Below are 19278 nucleotides of genomic sequence, written 5' to 3'. Positions count from 1 at the left end.
GGCGAATATATACCGCAGGCTGCGGTAGAAAACGAACAGATTAATTCAGCGCCAACGAAGGCGTAGTACAAGGAGATCCGATGAAGTCGTTTGCATGTGGTGATGTGGTTCCCGGTTGCGACGCCCGCTGGGTGTGCAGCACTGAGGACGAAATTCTGGTCCAGGTGGGAGCGCATGCCGCTGCCGCCCACGGGTTGACCACCATCCCGGACGAGCTGGTCCAGTCGGTCCGCGGTGCCATCCAGCCGGTGAGTTGAGCTCCACCGCCGACCCCTCCCAGTCCGGCGCCCTGGCGGCGCCGGACTGGGACTCGTTGCTGACGGCCGCCTGCCGGGGAGAAGGTCTGGCCACCGCCTACCAGCCGATCGTCGATACGTCCCGGGGCACCGTCGTCGGGTACGAGGCGCTGGCACGCTTCCCCGGATTCGCTGAACGGAACCCGGAGGCCTGGTTTGCAGCTGCACGCCGCCATGGCAGGAGCGCGGACCTGGAGTCAGCCACCCTCAAGGTGGCCCTGCGGGAGCGGGCCAGCCTGCCTCCCAACTGCTTTCTGACCCTCAACGTCTCCCCCGAGCTGCTGACCACCGAGGAGATCCGCAGCGTCTGGCGCCAGGAGGGCAACCTCGGTGGCCTGATCGTCGAACTCACCGAGCAGACTCCCATCGACTCCTACCTTGAACTGGAACCGGATCTGCACCAGCTGCGGTCGGCGGGCGCCCTGATCGCGGTCGACGATGCGGGTGCAGGCTATGCGGGCCTGCGCCACCTGCTGCAGCTGCGCCCCTCGATGATCAAGATTGACCGCGAGCTGATCCTCGACGTCGACCGCGATGAGGCAAAACGTGCACTGATCGAGATGCTCGGCATTTTCGCTGGCCGGGTCGACGCCTGGATCCTCGCCGAAGGGGTGGAGCGGGTCGAGGAGCTCGACACCCTGGTCAGTCTCGGCGTTCCCCTGGTCCAGGGGTACCTCCTGGCCCGGCCCGGGCCGCCGTGGGCAGGGGTGGAACTTGAGGTGGCGCACCGCCTCGCCGCCCGGCAGGCAAGCGTCGAGCGCACGGTCCTGCGCGACGTCGTCGAGCACGCGCCCGCCGTAATGTCCCTGACCCAGGCAGTGGACGCTTTCATTCGCGACCCCGGGCTGGGATCGGTGGTGCTGATCGACGCCGACCTGCGGCCGGTCTCACTGGTGACGCCCGACGCCGCTGCCCTCGGCGTGGTGAGCCAGGGGATGCGCGCCAACCTTGACACTCCGCTCGGGGACGCCCTCGACCGCTCGATGACCCGTGAGCCCTCCTACCGGTTCGACCCACTGCTGGTGACCGACAACGCCGGACGGTTTGCCGGGATCGCCCGACTGGAACGGATGATCACTGCGCTGACCGCGCCGGTGCCGGTTCCCTAGCTGTCTGGGTACACCTAGCTGCCGGCGCCGAGTAACCCGTCGGGTTCGGAGATGAAGCCCTGCTCCACCATGAAGTCAAAGGCAACGTCCGCTGGCTCCTCGCCTTCGACATCGACGCGCAGGTTCATTGCCCGCAACGCCTCATCGGTCAGGGTGGGTGCGATTGCCCCGAAAACCTCCTCCAGTGCAGGGTATGCCTGCAGGGTCTCGGAGAAGAAGACCGGCGCCGCGTTATAGGCGGGGAAGAAGCCCAGGTCGTCCTCCAGGATGGTCAGGTCCAGGGCGTCGATCCGGCCGTCAGTCGAGAACACCTCACCGAAGTTGCAGTCGCCGTTGTCGGTCGCCGTGTAGACGGCGCCGGTGTCGAAGATACTGATGTTGTCATCGGGGACCCCCTCGGATGCGCCGCGCTCCATCCCGTAGTGGGCCAGCATCGGGTTCATGCCGTCCGGCCGGGAGTTGAACTCGGCCTCCACGCAGAACGTCCGCTCCTCCACCGGCAGCTCGGCGATCTCGGAGATGGTACTGATCCCGCCCAACTCCTCGACTGCCTCACTCCGCACCGCTATCGCATACGTGTTGTTCAGAGGCGCCGAATCCCCCCAGGTGAGACCGTTCTCCAGGTCCGCCTCGTAGACGGCCGCGAACTGCTCCTCCTGGTTCGGGAACCCCTCGGACATGCCGAGATAGGTGAGCCAGGCCGTGCCGGTGTACTCCCAGGTGACATCCGCCTGTCCGGCGAGCAGCAGCTCCCGGACGGGCTGGCTGCCGGGCACATTGGTGAGGTCAGTGACGTCAAACCCAGCTGCCTGTCCGGCAAGGACCGAGATCTTGCCGAGAATCAGCTGCTCGGTGAAGTTCTTCGACGTGACGGTCAGCGGCTCGCCGTCGACAATCTCTTCAATGCTGCCGGGTCCCGCGACGGGAACGTAGGATGTGGCGGGCTGCAGACCGCAGCCCGAGGCCAGCAACCCGGCCGACAGGATGGCTGCGGCGCCGCCGAGACGACGGGTCAGGGTGCGGGTCGCCGTAGCGGGTGTTGCTGCGGTGGCGGGGGTAGTGGTGAAACGCATCAGAGTCCTTTCGGGCGGGCGACGTGTTCAACGACGCGCCCAATCCAGTCGACCAGGAGGGCGAGCAGGGCCACGAGGACCGAGCCGACCACCAGGACGCTGACGAGGTTCAGGTTGACTCCGGTAATGATCAGAATGCCCAGGCCACCGCCATTGATGAATGCTGCGAGTGCTGCGGTGCCGACGAGGAGCACCAGCGCGGTGCGGATCCCTGCGAGCATCACCGGGACCGCCAGGGGAAGTTCCACCCTGAACAGCACGGCTAGGGCACTCATGCCCATCCCCCGCCCGGCTTCGACCAGCCGTTCGTCCACCTGGTTGATGCCCACCATGGTGTTGCGCAGGACCGGCAGCAGCGCGTAGAGCACCAGTGCGGTGATCGCCGCGTTGAAGCCGAACCCCTGCCAGGAGGCGAGGAGCACGATCAGGCCGATCGCGGGAGCTGCCTGGCCCACGTTGACGACTGCGAGCACAGGTCCGGTCAGCCGCCGGAATGGACCGCGGGTCAGCGCGATCCCCAGCGGAATCGCGATCAGCAGCACGATCACTGCCGACACCGCCGTCAGGGCGAGGTGTTCGAGGGTGTAACCGAGGAGGGAATCGGGGTTCAGGGTGTTGAGCTCGGTCTCCGACAGGTCTGCCGTCAGAGCCCAGGCCACCAGGGCAGCGAGGGCCAGCAGGATTCCAGCCAGCTGGTAGATCAGCGGGCGCCAGGAGGGCCCGGCTACATCCGATTGGGCGGCGAGTGCCTGGGGAGTCTGGGCGGGCGCGGCAGCGCTCACTGCCCGTTTCCTTCGGTGACTGCCTGCAGGGTTCCGGTGTTGACTCCCACCGGACGTCCGGAGGAGTGCGCCGACCGGGCGTGCGTGTGGGCGCGTCCGATCGCATCCATCACCGTCTCGACGTCGATCACGCCCAGGAAGGCGTCCCGCTTCCCCGTGACGAGGGCAGCGCCGGCGCTGGAGACCAGCATGGTGTCCAGCGCGTCATTGAGGGTCGCGCGGTCGCCGACCACCGGGAGTTTGGCGTCACGGTCGTCGGTAACCCGGTCCAGCCGGGTGAGCTGGCGGCGGGTGAGCCACTGGATGGGGCGGTTCTTCCCGTCGACGATCACTGCGTGGTCGTGCTGGGCCTGGTCGAGCCGGGAGAGGACATCGCTGGCAAGGTCGCCGCTGCTGGCCACCACGGCGTCGGCCAGGTCCACCTCGTTGACCCGGGTCAGGGTGAGCTGCTTCAGGCCGGCACCGGAACCGATAAAGTTTTCGACAAACTCGTTCGCTGGGTTCGCGAGGATCCTTTCGGGGGTGTCGTACTGCACCAGCTGGGCTCCGTCGGTGAAGATGGCAATCCAGTCACCAAGCTTCACTGCCTCGTCGAAGTCGTGGGTCACGCAGACGATCGTTTTCTGCAGTTCGGCCTGGATGTTCAGCAGCTCATCCTGGAGCCGCTGACGGGTGATCGGGTCCACGGCGCCGAACGGCTCATCCATCAACAGGACCGGAGGGTCCGCTGCAAGCGCGCGGGCCACCCCCACCCGCTGCTGCTGCCCACCGGAGAGTTCCTTGGGGAAACGGTCCCGGTACTGGGCGGGGTCCAGGGACACCAGCTCCAGCAGCTCATCGACCCGGGCGGCGATCCTGTCCTTGCTCCCGCCGAGCATCTTCGGCACGATCCCAATGTTCGCTGAGACAGTCATGTGGGGGAACAGGCCACCAGCCTGGATGACATAGCCGATCCGGCGTCGCAGGCTGTCCCCGTTGATGTCGGTGACGTCGTCGTCGTCCAGGACGATCCGTCCCTCAGTCGGCTCGATGAGCCGGTTGATCATTTTGAGGGTGGTGGTTTTGCCGCAGCCCGAGGGGCCTACCAGCATGACAATCTTCCCGGCGGGGATTTCCAGGGTGAGACCGTCCACCGCCGGGCTGTCCTGCCCCGGGTAGCGTTTGGTGACCTTGTCCAACAGGATGCTGGCCCCGGTAATGGCGTTCCCGGGCGTCCCGGAGTTGTCGGTTGCTGTGGATTGGGTCTCAGACACGGATACCTCGCGGGGTGGTTAGTCGGCCGAGGCCGATGAGCAGAACGTCGAGTATTAGGGCAAGAATGATGACGGCGATGACGCCGGTGGCAACGGACTCCAGGGCGTTGGCGCCGCCCAGGCGGGACAGCCCGGAGAAGATGAAGCCTCCCAGCCCGGGGCCCAGTGCATAGGCGGTGATCGCGGCGATGCCCATCACCATCTGCGCCGAAACGCGGATCCCGGCGAGGATCACCGGCCAGGCCAGCGGCAGCTCCACCTGCAGGAGCGTGCGGAAGCGGCTCATGCCGATCCCCCTGGCGGATTCCACCACGCCGTGGTCAATGCCGGTCAGGCCGACAACCGCGTTCCGAAGGATCGGGAGCGCTGCGAAGAACGACACCACGATCACGGCGGGCGTGACACCGAACCCAAACGGAGCGATCATGAGCCCAATGAAGGCGAAGGACGGGATGGTCAGGCCGACGGCGGAGACGCTATTGGCGAGCGACCTGAAGAGGTTGCTGCGGTACACGAGCGCCGCGAGTCCCACCGCAAGAACGGTTCCGAGGATCAGGCATTGGACCACCAGGGAAAAGTGCTGCCAGCTAGCAAACAGGATTTGAGGCAGCCGGTCTCCAAAGAAATCCAACAAATCAATACCCTCTTCACCTTGGTTACGTATCAGCCCGCAGGCACATTTTCAGTAGTTTCGAGGCGCATTGAATTGGCCTTCCGTCCACACTAGGCACAGCAATGTAAAGGAACCATCACGCCATGGTCACGGTTTGCCGTCGATGTCAGTGTGAGACACATCACCGTGAGGTGACCGTGACCTTTGCCCCGGACGGAGCGTCTTACCTGCAGGAGCGCCTCTTTTGAGCGCCCCCCGCATCACCGATTTATCCACCGACTTCAGCATCAAGGAGCATCACGATGAGCACCCAGCCACAGGACAAGAAGCCGACCGCGACGGGCTCCACCCCTCAGGCGCTCGCCAACCGCCAGCCCGCTACTGCGGCAGCCACGGCACCCAATGGGAAGCGTCAGCACGACGGCGGGCGCGGCGCGACAGCCATCGCTGACAACGTGGTGGCGAAGATCGCCGGCATTGCTATCCGTGACATCCCCGGCGTCCATGCACTCGGCGGCGGAGCTGCGCGCGCGCTCGGTTCGATCCGCGGCGCTGTCGGCCAGAAGGAAGACCACACTCAGGGCATCAGTGTCGAGGTCGGCCAGACCCAGGTGGCAGTCGATGTCACCCTCGTCGTCGAGTACCCGCACCCGCTGAAGGAGGTGGCGGATCAGGTCCGCGACGCCATCTACTCTGCCGTGGAGGACCTCGTCGGCATGGAGGTCACCGAGGTGAACGTGACCATCAGTGACATCCACGTCCCCGGTGATGACACCCGCGACAGCAACGCCGAGTCCGCCCCGACCGAATCCCGCGTCTCGTGAGCCCCACGACAGCCGGTATCGCCACCGGAGCCACCCTGGCCTTCGCCGCACTGATCTTCGGTTTTTGGGGTTTCGTGCTGGTCGCCGTGTTCATGGTGATCGGTGCCGTTGCCGGTCGCACCGCCGAAGGCAAGCTTGACCCAGGCTCAGTCCTGGATGCCCTGCGGGGCCGGCGTTCGGCGTCGTGACCGCTACCAACCGGGGCGCCGCCGCTCCGGGACGCACCGGGCACACCCGGATCACCAGGTCGGCACTGACCCACACCGCCGAGGCCGTGGCAGCAGCCAACTTCGGCGTCCCCCGGAGTGAGGTGCGGGTCGTGCTGGCCGACGACGACGGCGCCCTCGGCATCACCGTCTCGGTCCCTCTTCCCGCGCCCAGCCTCCTGCAGGCGGCACAGGATCCCTCAGCGGTGGAACACGGCGGCGGAACGGTGTTTGACCGAGCGGACCGCGCCCGGAACGGAATCCGTGAAACAGCCCAGCAGGTCACCGGGTCCCAGGTGGGCCGGATCAATATCCGGTTGACCGGGATCCGGCCCCCCGCGGAAAGGAAACTGGCATGAGCGAAACACTTCACACCCGCCGGCTTCTCCGCCGCGAAACGCATTCCTCCCGTGCCGTCGCGTCGGTAAGTGCCGCCGTCGTCCTGCTGGCCGGGTTGGCGTGGCTGGGCACCGAGGCCGTTCTCTCAGTGGTGAACCAGCCCCCGCTGATCATCAGTCCACCCGCCCTGCTCAACTGGGCGGCAGGCCTCCCCAGCACCGTCCTCCCCTGGGGGCTGACCCTCGCCGGTCTGGGTCTGGCATTGGTGGGACTGATGTTTCTGCTGGTCGCCCTGACACCGGGCACCAGAGACCTCCATGTGGTGGACCGGGACCGGACGGCCGTGGTGGTGGATTCGGAAGTCATCGCGGCTGCCGTGTCCCGCCGAACCCGCCAGGAGGCGGGGCTGGACCCGGACCAGGTGTCCACCCGGGTGGACAGGCGCCGCATCACCGTCGACGTCCGCCCGACCAGTGGGTCTCCCCTTGACGAAACGCTCATTCGCGCGGCAGTCGAGGACGAACTCTCCGGGTACGGGATCCGTCCTGAACCAGGCGCTAGGATCAACCTCAGGCATGAAGGAGCACTAGGCATATGAGTTCCACCCATCGCTGGCTCAACCGGACCCTTTTGGTCCTGCTGGGGCTGGTACTTCTCGCCGTCGGCGCGCTCACCGCTGCCGCCGGCCTGCTCCCCGAGGTAGCCGGTACCTGGACCTCCGTGGGCACGGCCGCTGTGGAGGGCCTCCCCGGCATTCTGGCGGCCGCTCCCCTGAACACCGAGACCAGCTGGTGGACCGTCGCCGCGCTGGCCCTGGTGCTGGCGTGCGCTGCCCTGCTGATCGGGTGGATTGCCTCGCAGGGCGGCGGGCGCACCCGCACCCTGGCGCAGCAGGACACCGGCGCGGGTACCACGACGGTCGAGACCTCCCTCGTGGAGGACGCTCTCCGTTCGGGCCTCGAGGGGAACGGGCAGATCCTGTCCGTCGGAGTGACCTCCTGGCGGGTACGTCGGCAGACCGGCCTCCGCGTCCGGGTCCAGCCGCGCCGCGGGGCGTCTCCCGCAGCCGTGGTCGCCGCGGCCGAGGAGGCGATCAGCGGTCTGGACACCCTGCTTGGCGTGCGCCACCCCATCCTCGTCAGCGTCCACGCGGGTGCCCGGGCGCGCCTCACCCGCACGCGGAGAGTCGATTGACGGCCCCGGCCCGCCCCCGCCTGAACCTCAACGATGCCCATGACTCGTTCCTGGTGGAGCGCGCGGCGGACGGCGACGTCGCCTCCTTCGAGGCCATTGCACGCCGGTACGGGCCGCTGATGCGCGGCTACGCCCGACGACTCACCGGTTCGGCGGCGGACGCCGACGACGCCGTGCAGGAGACTTTGATCCAGGCCTGGAACCAGCTCGGCGAACTGCAGGATGGCGCCGCAGTCAAGCCGTGGCTCATGCGCATCTGCGGCCGGAAAAGCATTGACCTAATCAGGAAACGCCGGCCGGTGGACGACCTTGACGACGTCGAACCACCCGATCCGGCACCCGGTCCGGAGCGGGCCGTCGAACAGGGCTCGCAGATGCAATCCCTGGTGGCAGCACTCCGGAAGCTTCCGGACGAGCAGCGCCAGTGTTGGGTGCTCAAGGAGATGGGCGGGCAATCCTACGAGGACATCGCCGAAACGCTGGAGATCAGCACCGACAGCGTTCGCGGCAGGCTATCGAGAGCACGAACCACCCTGATGAAGGAAATGGAGGACTGGCGATGAGCAACGACATCCCTGATCCCGGTTGCGGCCACAGCCTCGACGAGCTCGAAGAGTACCTGCGGACCGGTCAGTCGACAGCAGAGCAGCACTACGAACGCTGCCCCGAATGTCAGGCAGGGTTGGCTGGGCTGCGTGCGCTGCACCGGCTGACCGACGAACTCGCGGCGGCCGATACCGAACAGGCAGGTTCGGGTGACGAGCCCTGGCTGCAGTCAATTCTGGGCAACCTGCGGCTGGAGATGCGGTCCGGTCGGAGCATTCCGCTGTCGGGCGAGGACCCGGAGGACTCCTTCGCTCAGACCGAGGGCAGCCTCGTCGCGTTGATCCGCTCGACCGGCGACGACGTCGCCGGTGCCACGATCGGCAAATGCCGCCTGCACGGGAACATCACCGAGCCGGGCGGCGAGGTCCGGATCGAGGTAAACGTGACTGCATTCTTCGGCTACCCGCTCCCGGCCATGGTCGAGTCCCTCCGGACACGGATCGCCGACACGGTGAGAACCCAGACGGAGCTGAACCTGACCGACGTCGACGTATCGGTGACCGACGTTCACGAGCGCGTGGGTGGGGACCCGAGAGGAGAGGTGAATGAGTAAGGACCAACTGGCACTCCGGGTCGAGGAGATCATCACCGGGGTCGAAGGAGTGGCTGGCCTGTACCCGGCACGTTCGGCGATCCTGGCGGGGATTGCCAGGACCCTGGGCGCCGATGAAACTCTGGTGGACGTTGACGTTTCCGGCTCCCGGCTGGCGGTCAGGGCCCGGATCGCCGCACTCACTGACACGGCGGCGCCGCGACTGGTCCGTGAGGTGGCCGCAGCCATCCGGGCCGGACTGGCCCGGGAACCGGATACCAGCTCCCTGCAGGTGACCGTGGAGATCACGGTCTGTGGGTTCGCGGACACGCAGTTCTCCTAGTTTCCGCGTCCGGTCAGCCAGAAACGGCCCCGCAGCCCAGACCCGCCGCTTGCTGACGGCAGGTCTGGGCCCCGGGGCCGTTTTTCGTTCTGTGCGGGCGGGTTAACCGCCGAAGAGTGGTGCGACCGCCCCGACCAGCTGATTGATGCCGAGCACAATGAACAGCAGCGCGACAACCGCCAGGGCGATATTCGTGTGGAGTTTGTTCGCGTACTTCCTGGGGATCCGCTTACCGTTCAGCAGGCCCAAAAGAGTGACAGCGAGGAATGGCATGAACAGTGATCCGAGGACACCGTACGCGAGGATCAGTCCGATCGGCTGGCCCAGGGCGAACAGGATCATCGGCGGGAAGGTCAGCCACAGGACGTAGAACCTGAAGTACTTGCCGCCCACCCGGGTGTCCGGGTGGCCCGATTCCTTGCCGCGGATGTTGCCCCAGAAATCGGCAAACATCAGGGAGACACCGTTCCAGACGCCGATGATCGAGGAGAAGGAAGCGGCCCAGAAGCCGACGAGGAACCCGATCCCGACGACGTCGCCGTACTCGTCGCGGAGCACGGTGGACAGGTCGAGCAGCCCTTCGTCGCCGGCACTCAGGCTGACCCCGGCGGAGCGGACCACCTCGGCGCCGACGATGAGCATCGCGATGACGAAGATGCCGGTCATCACGTACGCCATCGAGTTGTCGATGCGCATGACCTTCATCCACTTGGGCGTGTACCAGCCCTTTTCGCGCAGCCAATAGCCGTAGGCGGCGAGGGTAATGGTGCCGCCAACACCGCCGGCGAGCGCCAGCGTATACAGCAGACCACCCTCGGGGATGATCGGCACCAGTCCGGTGACCATTTCCGGGAGGTTCGGTGCCGCGATGACGGCCAAGCCCACCACGGTAATGAACATGATGCCGACCAGGGCGGCGGTGATCTTCTCGAAGGTGGCGTAGCGACCGAACCAGACCATCACGAAGCCGGCCAGGCCCATCACGATGGCCCAAGCCCAGAGCGGGAAGATCGGGAACAGGGCGGCGAGGGGCAGCGCGGCGCTCGACATCGCCGTCGCGCCGTAGACGAAGCCCCAGATCATGATGTACGGCCCGAAATACCAGGTGGTCCACTTGCCCAGGGACCGCCAGCCCTCGAAGATCGTGTAGCCGGTGGCCAGGGTAAACCGCCCGGCACCCTCAACGAGGATGATCTTCAGGAAGACACCGAGGATGACCGCCCACAGGAGGCCGTACCCGTACCGGGAACCGGCCACCAGGGTGGCCACCATGTCAGCGGCGCCAACACCGGTGGCTGCGACCACCAGACCCGGTCCGACGATCTTCCATTTGGCGGGTTTACCGCCGTCGTCGTCCACACGGTCGGCGTGGTTCAGTTTCTCGGCGGGCGCGTGGCCCACCTTCTCTGGGGGCATCTCGCCGGGCATCAAAGATCCTTCAGGTTTGGGGGCGGGGAGACCGGGCCGTCGTGGAATGGGCCGTGGGTATCCTCTCATGGATCGGGATTCCACCTGTGAGGTGACCCACATGGTCGCTGGCCAGGTGGTCACCTGTCCACTGTGCGTGAGCGGCCCTAGCGCGGGCGACCCGTCGGACGTAGGCTCGAGACGGAATAGTCCGGCGCGAAAGGAACATCATGGGTTTCACAACAAGTCAGGTGCCGCTTCGGTTGGTCACCGGTGCTTATATTCTGAACTCCGGGATCGGCAAACTACACCTTGACCCGGGTTCCGCCGCGTACCTGCAGGGGATGGCCGCGAAGGCGATTCCCCAGGTGTCCCAGCTGGAGCCGGGGAAGTTCGGCAAATATCTTTCCTACTCGGAGATCGGCATCGGAGCGGCTCTGCTGGCACCATTCGTCCCCGCGCGGCTGGCGGGTCTCGCCCTGGGCGCATTTGCCGGTGGCACCATGCTGATGTATTTCCGCACACCGGAGATGACCGAATCCGATGGCATCCGTCCCAGCCAGGAGGGCACCCCCGTGGCGAAGGACATCTGGATGGTCGGCATTGCGCTGGCCCTGATCCTCGGTCGCAAGAAGAAGTAGCCAAGCCGGGAGGGTCCGCAGGCCCGGGCGCACTTCCCGCGCGGAGGCACCGCCCGGATCGCCTAGTGTTGCTCTCATGGACTCCCCGATCGAAAGCTACCTCAAACGTATCCACCAGGAGATCGCCGAGCTCAAGGATGGCAAGCCCTACAGCACCATCCCCGCCATGGCGAACGTCGATCCGAACAACTTCGGCATCTGCCTCACCACTGTGGACGGCTACATCTACGAGGTGGGAGACACCCGGGACGAGTTCAGCATCCAGTCCATCTCGAAGCCCTTCACCTACGGCCTGGCCCTCGCCGACCTGGGGATGGACGCCGTGGACGAAAAAGTTGACGTCGAACCGTCCGGCGACTCGTTCAACGAGATCTCGCTCGCCGAAGGCACCGGCCGCCCTTCCAACGCGATGATCAACGCCGGCGCCCTGACCGCCACCTCCCTGATCAAGGGATCTGGCGGTAACGGCCGGTTCAAGCGGATCCTCAACACCTACTCGGCCTTCGCCGGCCGGCAACTGAGCGTCAACACCGAGATCTACGAGTCCGAGCTCAAGCACGGGCACCGCAACCGGGCGCTCGCCCACCTGCTGCGCTCATTCAATATCATCGAGGACGATCCGCAGCCGGTGATCGAGGACTACTTCCGGCAGTGCTCGGTGCTGGTGAACTGCCTCGACCTTTCGGTGATGGCAGCTACCCTCGCCAACAGCGGCCGCAACCCGCTCACCGGGCGCCAGGTGCTGGAGATCGGGCCGATCGAACGGGTCCTGTCCGTTATGACCACCTGCGGCATGTACGACGACGCCGGCGCCTGGATCAGCACCGTTGGCATGCCCGCAAAGAGCGGCGTCGCAGGCGGCACCATCGCTGTCCTGCCTGGCCAGGTGGGACTCGCCGTGTACTCCCCTCCCCTGGATGAGCACGGCAGCAGCGTGCGCGGCATGGCGACCAGCCAGCGCCTCTCCCGGGACATGGAACTCCACTTTGTCCGGGCCGCCCGGACCGGCAAGTCGGCCATCCGGTCCACCTACGACATCTCAGCGTCGCCGTCGGGCATCCGCCGCAACGACGAGGCGATGGACATCCTCAGGGACAACGGCCACCGCGCCCGCGTGATCGAACTCAACGGCGACCTGCTGTTCGCCGGCACCGAGTCGATGATCCGCGAGCTGAGCTCCCTCGACCGGACCGTCGAGCTGATCATCCTGGACCTTCGCCGCGTGGACGAAGTAGCCGATGTCTCCCTGCGCCTGCTCGCTGAAACCCGGGAGAACCTGGTCAGCGAGGGCCGCGAACTGGTCCTGATCGACAGCGACGGCACCCTCGCCGAGACCTTCCAGGACGTGGACCGCGAGGTCCCCACGTTCGACACCCGCACCGCCGCCGTCGAATGGTGTGAAGACCGGCTGATCGCCGCCTACGGCGATGACCTGGACCTTCCCACGGTGGTCCGGGTCACCGACTGCCCCGCGCTGAGCCCGCTGACCGCTGACGACGCGTCGGCGCTTGCCGACCGGATGGAGGAGCGCGAGTACGACGACGGCCACGTGATCCGCCGCGTCGGCCAACGGTTCGGCGGTGTGTTCTTCATCCTGTCCGGGAAGATTACGACGTCGGTCCCCGGTCCCACCGGAGGACGGGTGCGCCTCACCACCCTCAGCGCTGGAATGACCTTCGGCGAACTCGCGCTCGGTAGCGACGACCGCCAGGAAACCACGGTGAAGGCCGAGGGCGGAGTCAAGGTCATGGTGCTGACCGCCGACGCCATTTCCACCCTCGAATCCGAGGATCCCCGGCTCGCGGTCGAACTCTGGAAGGCCCTGACCCGCGACGCCTACACCCGCGTGGACCTCTACCTCCGCGAAACCGCGGTCCGGGTCCGCGACTAGGCCCGGTAATTACACAACGCGTTCGTGACGTATTTATTGCACTTTAGGTTAGGCGTGCCTTACCTTTGAGCAATGACCTCCGTTCTCACTGGTTCCGACGTTGGCCTCACGGCTACGGATCTGACCATCTCCTACGATGCGCGGCCCGCCGTGCACCAGGCAGGGTTCACGCTGGAGCCGGGCAAGGTGACCGCTTTCATCGGGCCGAACGGGAGCGGGAAGTCCACGCTGCTGCGCACCGTCGCCCGGCTGCATAAGCCGGACAGCGGATCGGTGACCCTGGGCGACGACGAGCGCGTTGATGCCTTCGCGTTATCCTCACGGGACTTCGCCAAGCGCGTTACCCTCCTCACCCAGGGCCGCCCCACCCCCGGCGGGACCACTGTGAAAGAGGTGGTCGATTACGGCCGCCACCCCCACCGAAGCCGCTGGACCGCTAAAGACCCCGACGGCGCGGCGGTGGTGGAACGCGCGATGCGTCTCACCAACACCCACGAGCTCACCGACTCCCCCGTGGCTGCGCTCTCCGGTGGCCAGTTGCAGCGCGTGTGGCTCGCCTCCTGCCTGGCCCAGGACACCCAGGTACTGCTCCTTGACGAGCCCACCACCTACCTCGACTTGCGCTATCAGGTCGAAATCCTCGACGTCATCCGTGACCTCGCCGTCGAACATGGCGTGACCGTCGGCGTCGTCCTCCACGACCTGGATCAGGCGGCGGCGATCGCCGACCACCTGGTGCTGCTCGAGGCGGGGACCATCACCACTGCAGGCTCGGCAGCTCACGTGTTGACCGCCGAAAACCTGACCCGGGCCTTCGGCGTCCGGGTCGACGTGACCATCGATGCAGCCACCGGGTCCCTGACCACCCGGGCCGTCGGACGTCACACCTACCTCTCCCTCACCCCCTAGTTCGAATTACCTAGAGAAAGAAACACCATGCGCAAAACACGACTCCTTGCTGTCCTGACGGCGGGGGCCATGCTGGCCATCAGCGGCTGCGGCACCACCGAGGATGCCGCTTCCAGCGACGCTTCAGCCGACACCGGATCCGGCGAGTCCATCACGATCGTCGACTCCCGTGGCAAGGAAGTGGTCCTCGACGGCCCCGCGACCCGGGTGGCAGGTTCGGAATGGGGAGTCATCGAAAACATGGTGTCACTCGGCGTGATGCCGGTGGGCGCCGCCGACATCGAAGGCTACGAAACCTGGGTGAGCTCGGCCCCGCTGGACGACACGGTCACGGACATCGGTACCCGCGGAGAGCCCAGCATCGACACCCTCGTCGCACTGGAACCGGATCTCCTGCTCGTCACCGACTCGCTGGTCGACGGAGCCATCGAACAGATCGAAGAAACCATCCCCGTCATCGTGGTCCCCGGCGGAGACGCCGCTGACAACATCGGCCAGATGTTCGAGACGATCGACCTGATCGCCAAGGCCACCGGCACCGAGGACGCAGCCGAGGAGCTGAAAGCCAACTTCGAGGCCAAGGTGGAGGAAGGCCGTGCCGCGGTCGAAGCAGCCGGAGCCACCGGCGACGCTGTTGCCTTCTCCGACTCGTACGTCGACGCGGGAAGCGTCTCGATCCGTCCCTACGCCGAGGGTTCGCTGGTTTCCGACGTCTTCGCCGAGATCGGACTGGAGAACGCCTGGTCAATGGAGGGCGATCCCGCCTATGGTCTGGCACAGACCGACGTCGAGGGGCTGACTGAGCTTGGCGACGCACACTTCTGGTACATGGCCAATGACGCCTTCGGTGATCCGTACACGGACGAGTTGGCCGACAACGCCATCTGGATGGACCTCCCCTTCGTGACCGAGGACAAGGTAGTGCGGTTCCCTGACTCCATCTGGACCTTTGGCGGTCCTACCTCAATGGAACAGATCATCGACGCAGCCGTCGACGCGCTGAACTAACCACTCCCATGCCGCAGACGACTCTCACCCGCCCCGCCCCCGCCACCCCACGCGGACCGGCCAGCACCGCCTCACGCGTTCCCCTGTTCGCTGTGGCGGCGGGGTTGGTGGGTGCTGTGGTCGTCCTGTCGGTGATTCATCTCGGTCAGGGCACGGCCGCGGTCACCCTGTCCGACCTGTGGCAGCTGGTCACCGGTAGCGCCACCGACGAGGCCACGGCAGTGGTGACCGCCTCACGGGTGCCGCGCCTCGCGGCCGGGATTCTGGTCGGCGTGGCCCTGGGTGTTGCCGGCGCAGTGATGCAGTCGGTGTCCCGCAACATCCTCGCGTCCCCCGATACCCTCGCGGTGAACGCCGGAGCACATCTCGCGGTGGTGGCAGTGGCAGCCTTCGGGCTGCCGCTGCCCCTTTTCGGCGCGGTCGGCGTTGCGTTCACCGGCGGGCTGGCCGCAGCAGCCCTGGTCCTGGCACTGTCCGGGGCCGGTGCCGCCGGGACGGTCCGCCTCGTCCTTGCCGGGTCGGCGATCGCCCTGGCGTTCAGTGCACTCACCACCACCCTGCTGCTGCTGTTTGCCCAGGAAACCCGTGGGCTCTACGCCTGGCAGGCCGGGTCCCTCGGACAGAGCGGAATCGACAAGTTCCTCCTCCTCGGTCCGCTGACCGGGGCGGTCATCCTGGTGCTCCTGCTCACATCGCGGTCGCTGGACCTGCTCACGCTCGGCGACGACCAGGCTCGGATGCTCGGCGTCAACGTCCGGCGCACCCAGGTGATTGCCATCGTCCTGACGGTCCTGCTGGCGGCGGCAGCGGTCACCATGGCAGGACCCATCGGGTTCATCGGCCTGGCCGCCCCGGCGCTGGTCCGGTTGGCGGCGTCGGCCGTCCCCGGTCTGCACAAACACGCCGCAATGATTCCGGTGTCGGCGCTCACCGGCGTCGTCCTGGTGCTCGGCGCCGATGTGGGCCTGCGCGCAGCGGTCGGAGCGCAAAGCGCCGTCGAGGTACCCACCGGGATCATCACCACCATGTTTGGTGCGATCTTCCTGGTGCTGCTGGCGCAACGCCTGCGGACAGCCGGCCCAGTGCGCGAGCCCCGCCGCATCAGCATGGCCGCATCCCGCTCGCGCGGCCGGGTCATCCTCATCATCGCGGGGATTGCCGCCCTCACCGTCGCCACCGCCTTTGCCAGCGTCCTGCTCGGCGACACCAAACTCCTTCTGGGTGACCTCGCCAACTGGGCTGCCGGTCAGGCCGGACCGGTGGTGTCCAACGTGATGGATACCCGCCTGCCGCGGGTCGGCGCCGCACTGCTCGCGGGGGCATCCCTGGCACTGGCTGGCACCACCGTGCAGGCCGTGACCCGGAACCCGCTCGCCGAACCAGCGATTCTCGGTGTCAGCGGCGGGGCCGGGCTCGGCGCGATCGCCGTCATCACCTTCGTTCCGATCGCCGGGTTCTGGTTCATCAGCGCCGGCGCTGGCCTCGGCGCCGCCGTGACCGCCGCGATCGTCTTCGGTCTCGCCCTCCGTGGGGGTCTCCAGACGGACCGGCTGATCCTGATCGGCTTCGGCGTTTCAGCGGCAGCCACCGCAGGGATCACCCTCCTGATTGTCCTCACCGACCCCTGGAACGAAGCGAAGGCGCTGACCTGGCTGTCCGGTTCCACCTACGGCAGGTCCCTGCAACACCTCGTGCCAATGATCGTCGCGCTGATCCTCACGGCTCCGATCATCGCCAGTGCCCACCGCACCCACGACCTGCTGGCGCTCGACGAAGACACCCCCCGCCTGCTCGGCATCCGGGTCCCGAAGGCCAGGGCCATCCTCATTGTCTGCGTCGTTGTGCTGACCGGCTCCGCGGTGGCAGGCATCGGTGTGATCGGCTTCGTCGGTCTGGTGGCACCCCACGCGGCACGCGCGCTGATCGGCCACCGGCACAAGCTCGCACTACCGACCGCTATGCTGCTCGGCGCCCTGCTCGTCTGCCTCGCGGACATGCTCGGGCGGACGGTGATCGCGCCGTCCCAGCTCCCCGCCGGACTGCTGACCGCGATCCTCGGCGCGCCGTACTTCATCTATCTGCTCTACCGCAGCCGCCGGAACACCTGATCACCTGATCACCTGACAGACTGGGCGGATGGTGATGTTCGAAGAACTCGACTGGAAAAAGACCCGACTCGGCGAGATCAGCCTCAGGCGGCGCTGGGACCGGACCTTCGACAAGGAGGTCTACGAGGTCAAACTCGACGACGACTTCCTGATGTCCAGCCTCTTCACCGTCGCCGAGATTGAGCTGACGACACTGGCACTCGCCGAGCTCCCGGGCGACGGGCTCGATGTCGTCGTCGGCGGGTTGGGGCTCGGCTACACGGCGCAGGCGGTCCTCGACAGCCCGAAGGCCAGGTCGTTGCTGATCGTTGAGGCACTCGGCGAGGTCATCGAATGGCACCAGACCGGGCTGATCCCGGCGGGCAGAACCCTGACCGCTGATCCCCGCAACCGCTATGTCCACGGCGACTTCTTCGCGCTGGCGGCCTCCGCCGAGGGATTCGATCCCGAGACGCCCGGCCGGCAGTTCCACGCGGTGATCCTCGACGTCGACCACTCCCCCCGGCATGTCCTCCACCCCAGCCACGCACCGTTCTACGACCCGGCCGGGACACAGCGGCTGGCGGGCCACCTGCACCCCGGCGGGGTCTTCGCCCTCTGGTCCAACGACCCGCCCGACGACGACTACCTCGCGGTCCTCGGCAAGGTGTTCACCGAGGTGCGTGCCGTCGTCGTCAGTTTCGACAACCCGCTGCAGGGCAGGGACTCGACCAACACGGTGTATCTGGGCCGCAAGGCGCTGGACTCACCGAGCTGACTCACGCTTCGTGACGCTAGAGCCTCGCGATCCGTTCAATGTCCTCGCGGAATTCCTGCGCGACGGACGCCGAGACGGTGGTCCGGGTCTCGGCGATCGCCTTCAGGTAATCATCGCTTGATGGACCCTGCGCCGGCGTGCCGCTGTCAGCCCCTCCGAAGACCGCCTGCTCCAAGGCCCGTTGGGAGGCTTTGCGTGCCGCGAATTCTATGTCGGCAGGGGAAAAACCGTCGGAGGTGTCCACGAGCCGGGCAAGGTCAATGTCGGCTGCCACCTCGGACGGGATATACCGCTGCCAGATGGCGTGCCGGGCGGCACTGTCGGGCAACCCGATGGGGATGACGTAGTCGAAGCGTCCGTGGCGGAGAAAAGCGGTGTCAAGGGCCCGGATGAAGTTCGTGGCGCACACCAGGAGGCGGCCCGGCTGCTCCCGGAAGGCAGGAATGATCTTGAGCAGTTCGTTGGTCACGCCCTGCAAAGGTGACGGCGGCTCTCCTTGCCGTTGCGCGGCAATTTCCTCGACCTCGTCAATGAACACCACTGCGTGTTCCAGTTCGGCAATTTCGAGGAAGGTCTCCCGCAACGCGCCCGCCAGCCCCTTGGAGTCAGTGGCCAGCCTTGACGGGAACACCTCGACAAAGGGCCACTCCAACCGTGAGGCGATGGCCTTGGCGAACGTGGTTTTACCGGTTCCCGGCGGACCGAACAGCATCACTGCGCGCGGCGGCACCACCCCGTACTGGTCGGCGAGGTCGGGGTTGGCGAGGGGTAGGACCAGCCTGCGTTCGAGCAGTTCTTTCTCGCGCTGCATGCCGCCCACGTTGCTCCACAGGTTCCTCGGCATCAACCGTCCACCGAGTTCACTGAGCATGCCCATCTCCTGGCGTTGCACGGGGATGTCCCGTTCAAAGTACCGCAGGTGTTTCCGGTCATGGAATCCTGAGTTAAGCAGCGCGTCCACGCGCTGTTCGGCATCGGGCACCAGGGTGGAGAGTTTCGTCAGGCCATGCGGGGCCATCCTGCCCTCGATGGCTGCAAGCAGCGCGCTGCCGATCCCCTGGTTCCTCCAGGCCTCGTCAATGGCGAAGAACACGATCCATCCCTGGTCGTGCGCAGCGCGGGCTACCGCCGTGCCGACCACCGTCTCACCATGGACGGCGACGACGGCGTGATCCTTCTGGCAGGAGGCGAGGACCTCGGAGAGGGCGTACACCGGTTCGACACCAGCACTGCGGGACTCCTCCCACAGATGCAGAATTGCGTCCATGTCCGCGGAGTGAAAGTCCTTGATTCTCCAGCCGGTCATACGGGTGACTCCTTCGTCGTGTGTCGAGTGCGGCGCAAGTGAAACGCGCCCTGCGCTGATCATGGCATACGGCTGGACGGT

22 protein-coding genes are annotated in these 19278 nt (G+C 66.4%); 16 read left to right on the top strand and 6 right to left on the bottom strand.

The features are described 5' to 3' along the window. Positions 1–80 precede the first annotated feature (80 nt). Both HMI58_RS08845 and HMI58_RS08840 read left to right on the top strand, forming a co-directional pair. Positions 81–257 carry a DUF1059 domain-containing protein gene (locus HMI58_RS08845; RefSeq protein WP_171585496.1) on the top strand — a complete coding sequence of 59 codons (177 nt, stop codon included), beginning with the start codon at positions 81–83 and terminating at the stop codon, positions 255–257. Then, on the top strand, positions 254–1405 hold the full coding sequence (locus tag HMI58_RS08840) for an EAL domain-containing protein (RefSeq protein ID WP_225667989.1): 1152 nt from the start codon (positions 254–256) through the stop codon (positions 1403–1405). Before HMI58_RS08845 ends, HMI58_RS08840 begins: the two co-directional genes overlap by 4 nt. Positions 1406–1419: 14 nt before the next feature. Here the strand turns inward: HMI58_RS08840 and HMI58_RS08835 are convergent, their stop codons facing one another. The 4 genes from HMI58_RS08835 to HMI58_RS08820 are packed head-to-tail and all read right to left on the bottom strand — an operon-like array spanning position 1420 to position 5147. Further along, positions 1420–2478 (bottom strand): glycine betaine ABC transporter substrate-binding protein, encoded by a 1059-nt coding sequence (locus HMI58_RS08835; RefSeq protein WP_171619100.1) that lies wholly within the window; start codon positions 2476–2478, stop codon positions 1420–1422. Then, a complete protein-coding gene (locus HMI58_RS08830; RefSeq protein ID WP_171619098.1) occupies positions 2478–3260 on the bottom strand; it encodes an ABC transporter permease in 783 nt (260 codons plus the stop codon). The genes HMI58_RS08835 and HMI58_RS08830 overlap by 1 nt, the downstream gene beginning before the upstream one ends. Next, positions 3257–4513, bottom strand: a complete 1257-nt coding sequence (locus tag HMI58_RS08825) for an ABC transporter ATP-binding protein (RefSeq protein ID WP_192476275.1) — start codon at positions 4511–4513, stop codon at positions 3257–3259. Before HMI58_RS08825 ends, HMI58_RS08830 begins: the two co-directional genes overlap by 4 nt. After that, positions 4506–5147 carry an ABC transporter permease gene (locus HMI58_RS08820; RefSeq protein WP_171619096.1) on the bottom strand — a complete coding sequence of 214 codons (642 nt, stop codon included), beginning with the start codon at positions 5145–5147 and terminating at the stop codon, positions 4506–4508. The genes HMI58_RS08825 and HMI58_RS08820 overlap by 8 nt, the downstream gene beginning before the upstream one ends. 281 nt (positions 5148–5428) lie before the next feature. On the opposite strand from HMI58_RS08820, the gene HMI58_RS08815 reads away from it, so the two are divergent. From HMI58_RS08815 to HMI58_RS08780, 8 genes are read left to right on the top strand one after another with little or no spacing between them, the layout of a single operon-like run. Beyond that, complete coding sequence (locus HMI58_RS08815) at positions 5429–5950, top strand: Asp23/Gls24 family envelope stress response protein (RefSeq protein ID WP_171619094.1); 522 nt, start codon at positions 5429–5431, stop codon at positions 5948–5950. Continuing rightward, positions 5947–6138 (top strand): DUF2273 domain-containing protein, encoded by a 192-nt coding sequence (locus tag HMI58_RS08810; RefSeq protein WP_171585501.1) that lies wholly within the window; start codon positions 5947–5949, stop codon positions 6136–6138. Before HMI58_RS08815 ends, HMI58_RS08810 begins: the two co-directional genes overlap by 4 nt. Continuing rightward, positions 6135–6515: a hypothetical protein gene (locus HMI58_RS08805; protein WP_171619091.1), complete on the top strand. Its 381-nt coding sequence runs from the start codon at positions 6135–6137 to the stop codon at positions 6513–6515. The genes HMI58_RS08810 and HMI58_RS08805 overlap by 4 nt, the downstream gene beginning before the upstream one ends. Further along, entirely contained in the window at positions 6512–7093 is a 582-nt protein-coding gene (locus tag HMI58_RS08800) for a DUF6286 domain-containing protein (RefSeq protein WP_171619089.1), read from the top strand. Before HMI58_RS08805 ends, HMI58_RS08800 begins: the two co-directional genes overlap by 4 nt. Further along, a complete protein-coding gene (locus HMI58_RS08795; protein WP_171619087.1) occupies positions 7090–7689 on the top strand; it encodes a hypothetical protein in 600 nt (199 codons plus the stop codon). The genes HMI58_RS08800 and HMI58_RS08795 overlap by 4 nt, the downstream gene beginning before the upstream one ends. Beyond that, positions 7686–8252, top strand: a complete 567-nt coding sequence (locus HMI58_RS08790; RefSeq protein ID WP_171619085.1) for a sigma-70 family RNA polymerase sigma factor — start codon at positions 7686–7688, stop codon at positions 8250–8252. The genes HMI58_RS08795 and HMI58_RS08790 overlap by 4 nt, the downstream gene beginning before the upstream one ends. Next, positions 8249–8848 (top strand): Asp23/Gls24 family envelope stress response protein, encoded by a 600-nt coding sequence (locus HMI58_RS08785; protein ID WP_171619083.1) that lies wholly within the window; start codon positions 8249–8251, stop codon positions 8846–8848. The genes HMI58_RS08790 and HMI58_RS08785 overlap by 4 nt, the downstream gene beginning before the upstream one ends. Further along, on the top strand, positions 8841–9170 hold the full coding sequence (locus HMI58_RS08780) for a hypothetical protein (RefSeq protein ID WP_171585507.1): 330 nt from the start codon (positions 8841–8843) through the stop codon (positions 9168–9170). Before HMI58_RS08785 ends, HMI58_RS08780 begins: the two co-directional genes overlap by 8 nt. Before the next feature lie 102 nt (positions 9171–9272). Here the strand turns inward: HMI58_RS08780 and HMI58_RS08775 are convergent, their stop codons facing one another. Then, positions 9273–10586, bottom strand: coding sequence for an Nramp family divalent metal transporter (locus HMI58_RS08775; RefSeq protein ID WP_171619133.1), 1314 nt, complete (start codon positions 10584–10586; stop codon positions 9273–9275). A gap of 221 nt (positions 10587–10807) precedes the next feature. Between HMI58_RS08775 and HMI58_RS08770 the strand changes: the two genes are divergently transcribed. The 6 genes from HMI58_RS08770 to HMI58_RS08745 all read left to right on the top strand — a co-directional run bounded on the left by HMI58_RS08770 (position 10808) and on the right by HMI58_RS08745 (position 17891). Continuing rightward, entirely contained in the window at positions 10808–11218 is a 411-nt protein-coding gene (locus HMI58_RS08770) for a hypothetical protein (RefSeq protein WP_171619081.1), read from the top strand. Between the two features lie 76 nt (positions 11219–11294). Next, entirely contained in the window at positions 11295–13109 is a 1815-nt protein-coding gene (glsA, locus tag HMI58_RS08765) for a glutaminase A (RefSeq protein ID WP_171619079.1), read from the top strand. 72 nt (positions 13110–13181) lie between these two features. Next, positions 13182–14018 (top strand): ABC transporter ATP-binding protein, encoded by an 837-nt coding sequence (locus HMI58_RS08760; protein WP_171619077.1) that lies wholly within the window; start codon positions 13182–13184, stop codon positions 14016–14018. 27 nt (positions 14019–14045) lie between these two features. Continuing rightward, the gene (locus tag HMI58_RS08755) at positions 14046–15026 is read left to right on the top strand and encodes an iron-siderophore ABC transporter substrate-binding protein (protein ID WP_171619075.1); all 981 of its coding nucleotides are present in this window, start codon (positions 14046–14048) and stop codon (positions 15024–15026) included. Positions 15027–15034: 8 nt separating this feature from the next. Further along, positions 15035–17134: an iron ABC transporter permease gene (locus HMI58_RS08750; RefSeq protein ID WP_171619073.1), complete on the top strand. Its 2100-nt coding sequence runs from the start codon at positions 15035–15037 to the stop codon at positions 17132–17134. 28 nt (positions 17135–17162) lie between these two features. Next, entirely contained in the window at positions 17163–17891 is a 729-nt protein-coding gene (locus tag HMI58_RS08745) for a spermidine synthase (protein ID WP_171619071.1), read from the top strand. A gap of 16 nt (positions 17892–17907) precedes the next feature. Here the strand turns inward: HMI58_RS08745 and HMI58_RS08740 are convergent, their stop codons facing one another. Next, on the bottom strand, positions 17908–19197 hold the full coding sequence (locus tag HMI58_RS08740; RefSeq protein ID WP_171619069.1) for a bifunctional GNAT family N-acetyltransferase/ATP-binding protein: 1290 nt from the start codon (positions 19195–19197) through the stop codon (positions 17908–17910). Positions 19198–19278 lie beyond the last annotated feature (81 nt).

The sequence above is a fragment of the Arthrobacter sp. 147(2020) genome (assembly GCF_013116715.1).
In the GTDB taxonomy this organism is placed as follows: Bacteria; Actinomycetota; Actinomycetes; order Actinomycetales; family Micrococcaceae; genus Arthrobacter_D.
Note: the sequence above shows the minus strand (reverse complement) of the source record. Positions and strands in the feature narration are given on the sequence as shown.

Excerpts from the sequence above, each read along its gene's own strand:
- HMI58_RS08845 (WP_171585496.1), top strand. The coding sequence starts at position 81 with ATGAAGTCGTTTGCATGTGGTGATGTGGTTCCCGGTTGCGACGCCCGC.
- HMI58_RS08835 (WP_171619100.1), bottom strand. The coding sequence starts at position 2,478 with ATGCGTTTCACCACTACCCCCGCCACCGCAGCAACACCCGCTACGGCG.
- HMI58_RS08815 (WP_171619094.1), top strand. The coding sequence starts at position 5,429 with ATGAGCACCCAGCCACAGGACAAGAAGCCGACCGCGACGGGCTCCACC.
- HMI58_RS08800 (WP_171619089.1), top strand. The coding sequence starts at position 6,512 with ATGAGCGAAACACTTCACACCCGCCGGCTTCTCCGCCGCGAAACGCAT.
- HMI58_RS08795 (WP_171619087.1), top strand. The coding sequence starts at position 7,090 with ATGAGTTCCACCCATCGCTGGCTCAACCGGACCCTTTTGGTCCTGCTG.
- HMI58_RS08785 (WP_171619083.1), top strand. The coding sequence starts at position 8,249 with ATGAGCAACGACATCCCTGATCCCGGTTGCGGCCACAGCCTCGACGAG.
- HMI58_RS08780 (WP_171585507.1), top strand. The coding sequence starts at position 8,841 with ATGAGTAAGGACCAACTGGCACTCCGGGTCGAGGAGATCATCACCGGG.
- HMI58_RS08775 (WP_171619133.1), bottom strand. The coding sequence starts at position 10,586 with ATGCCCCCAGAGAAGGTGGGCCACGCGCCCGCCGAGAAACTGAACCAC.
- HMI58_RS08770 (WP_171619081.1), top strand. The coding sequence starts at position 10,808 with ATGGGTTTCACAACAAGTCAGGTGCCGCTTCGGTTGGTCACCGGTGCT.
- glsA (WP_171619079.1), top strand. The coding sequence starts at position 11,295 with ATGGACTCCCCGATCGAAAGCTACCTCAAACGTATCCACCAGGAGATC.
- HMI58_RS08760 (WP_171619077.1), top strand. The coding sequence starts at position 13,182 with ATGACCTCCGTTCTCACTGGTTCCGACGTTGGCCTCACGGCTACGGAT.
- HMI58_RS08755 (WP_171619075.1), top strand. The coding sequence starts at position 14,046 with ATGCGCAAAACACGACTCCTTGCTGTCCTGACGGCGGGGGCCATGCTG.
- HMI58_RS08750 (WP_171619073.1), top strand. The coding sequence starts at position 15,035 with ATGCCGCAGACGACTCTCACCCGCCCCGCCCCCGCCACCCCACGCGGA.
- HMI58_RS08745 (WP_171619071.1), top strand. The coding sequence starts at position 17,163 with ATGGTGATGTTCGAAGAACTCGACTGGAAAAAGACCCGACTCGGCGAG.
- HMI58_RS08740 (WP_171619069.1), bottom strand. The coding sequence starts at position 19,197 with ATGACCGGCTGGAGAATCAAGGACTTTCACTCCGCGGACATGGACGCA.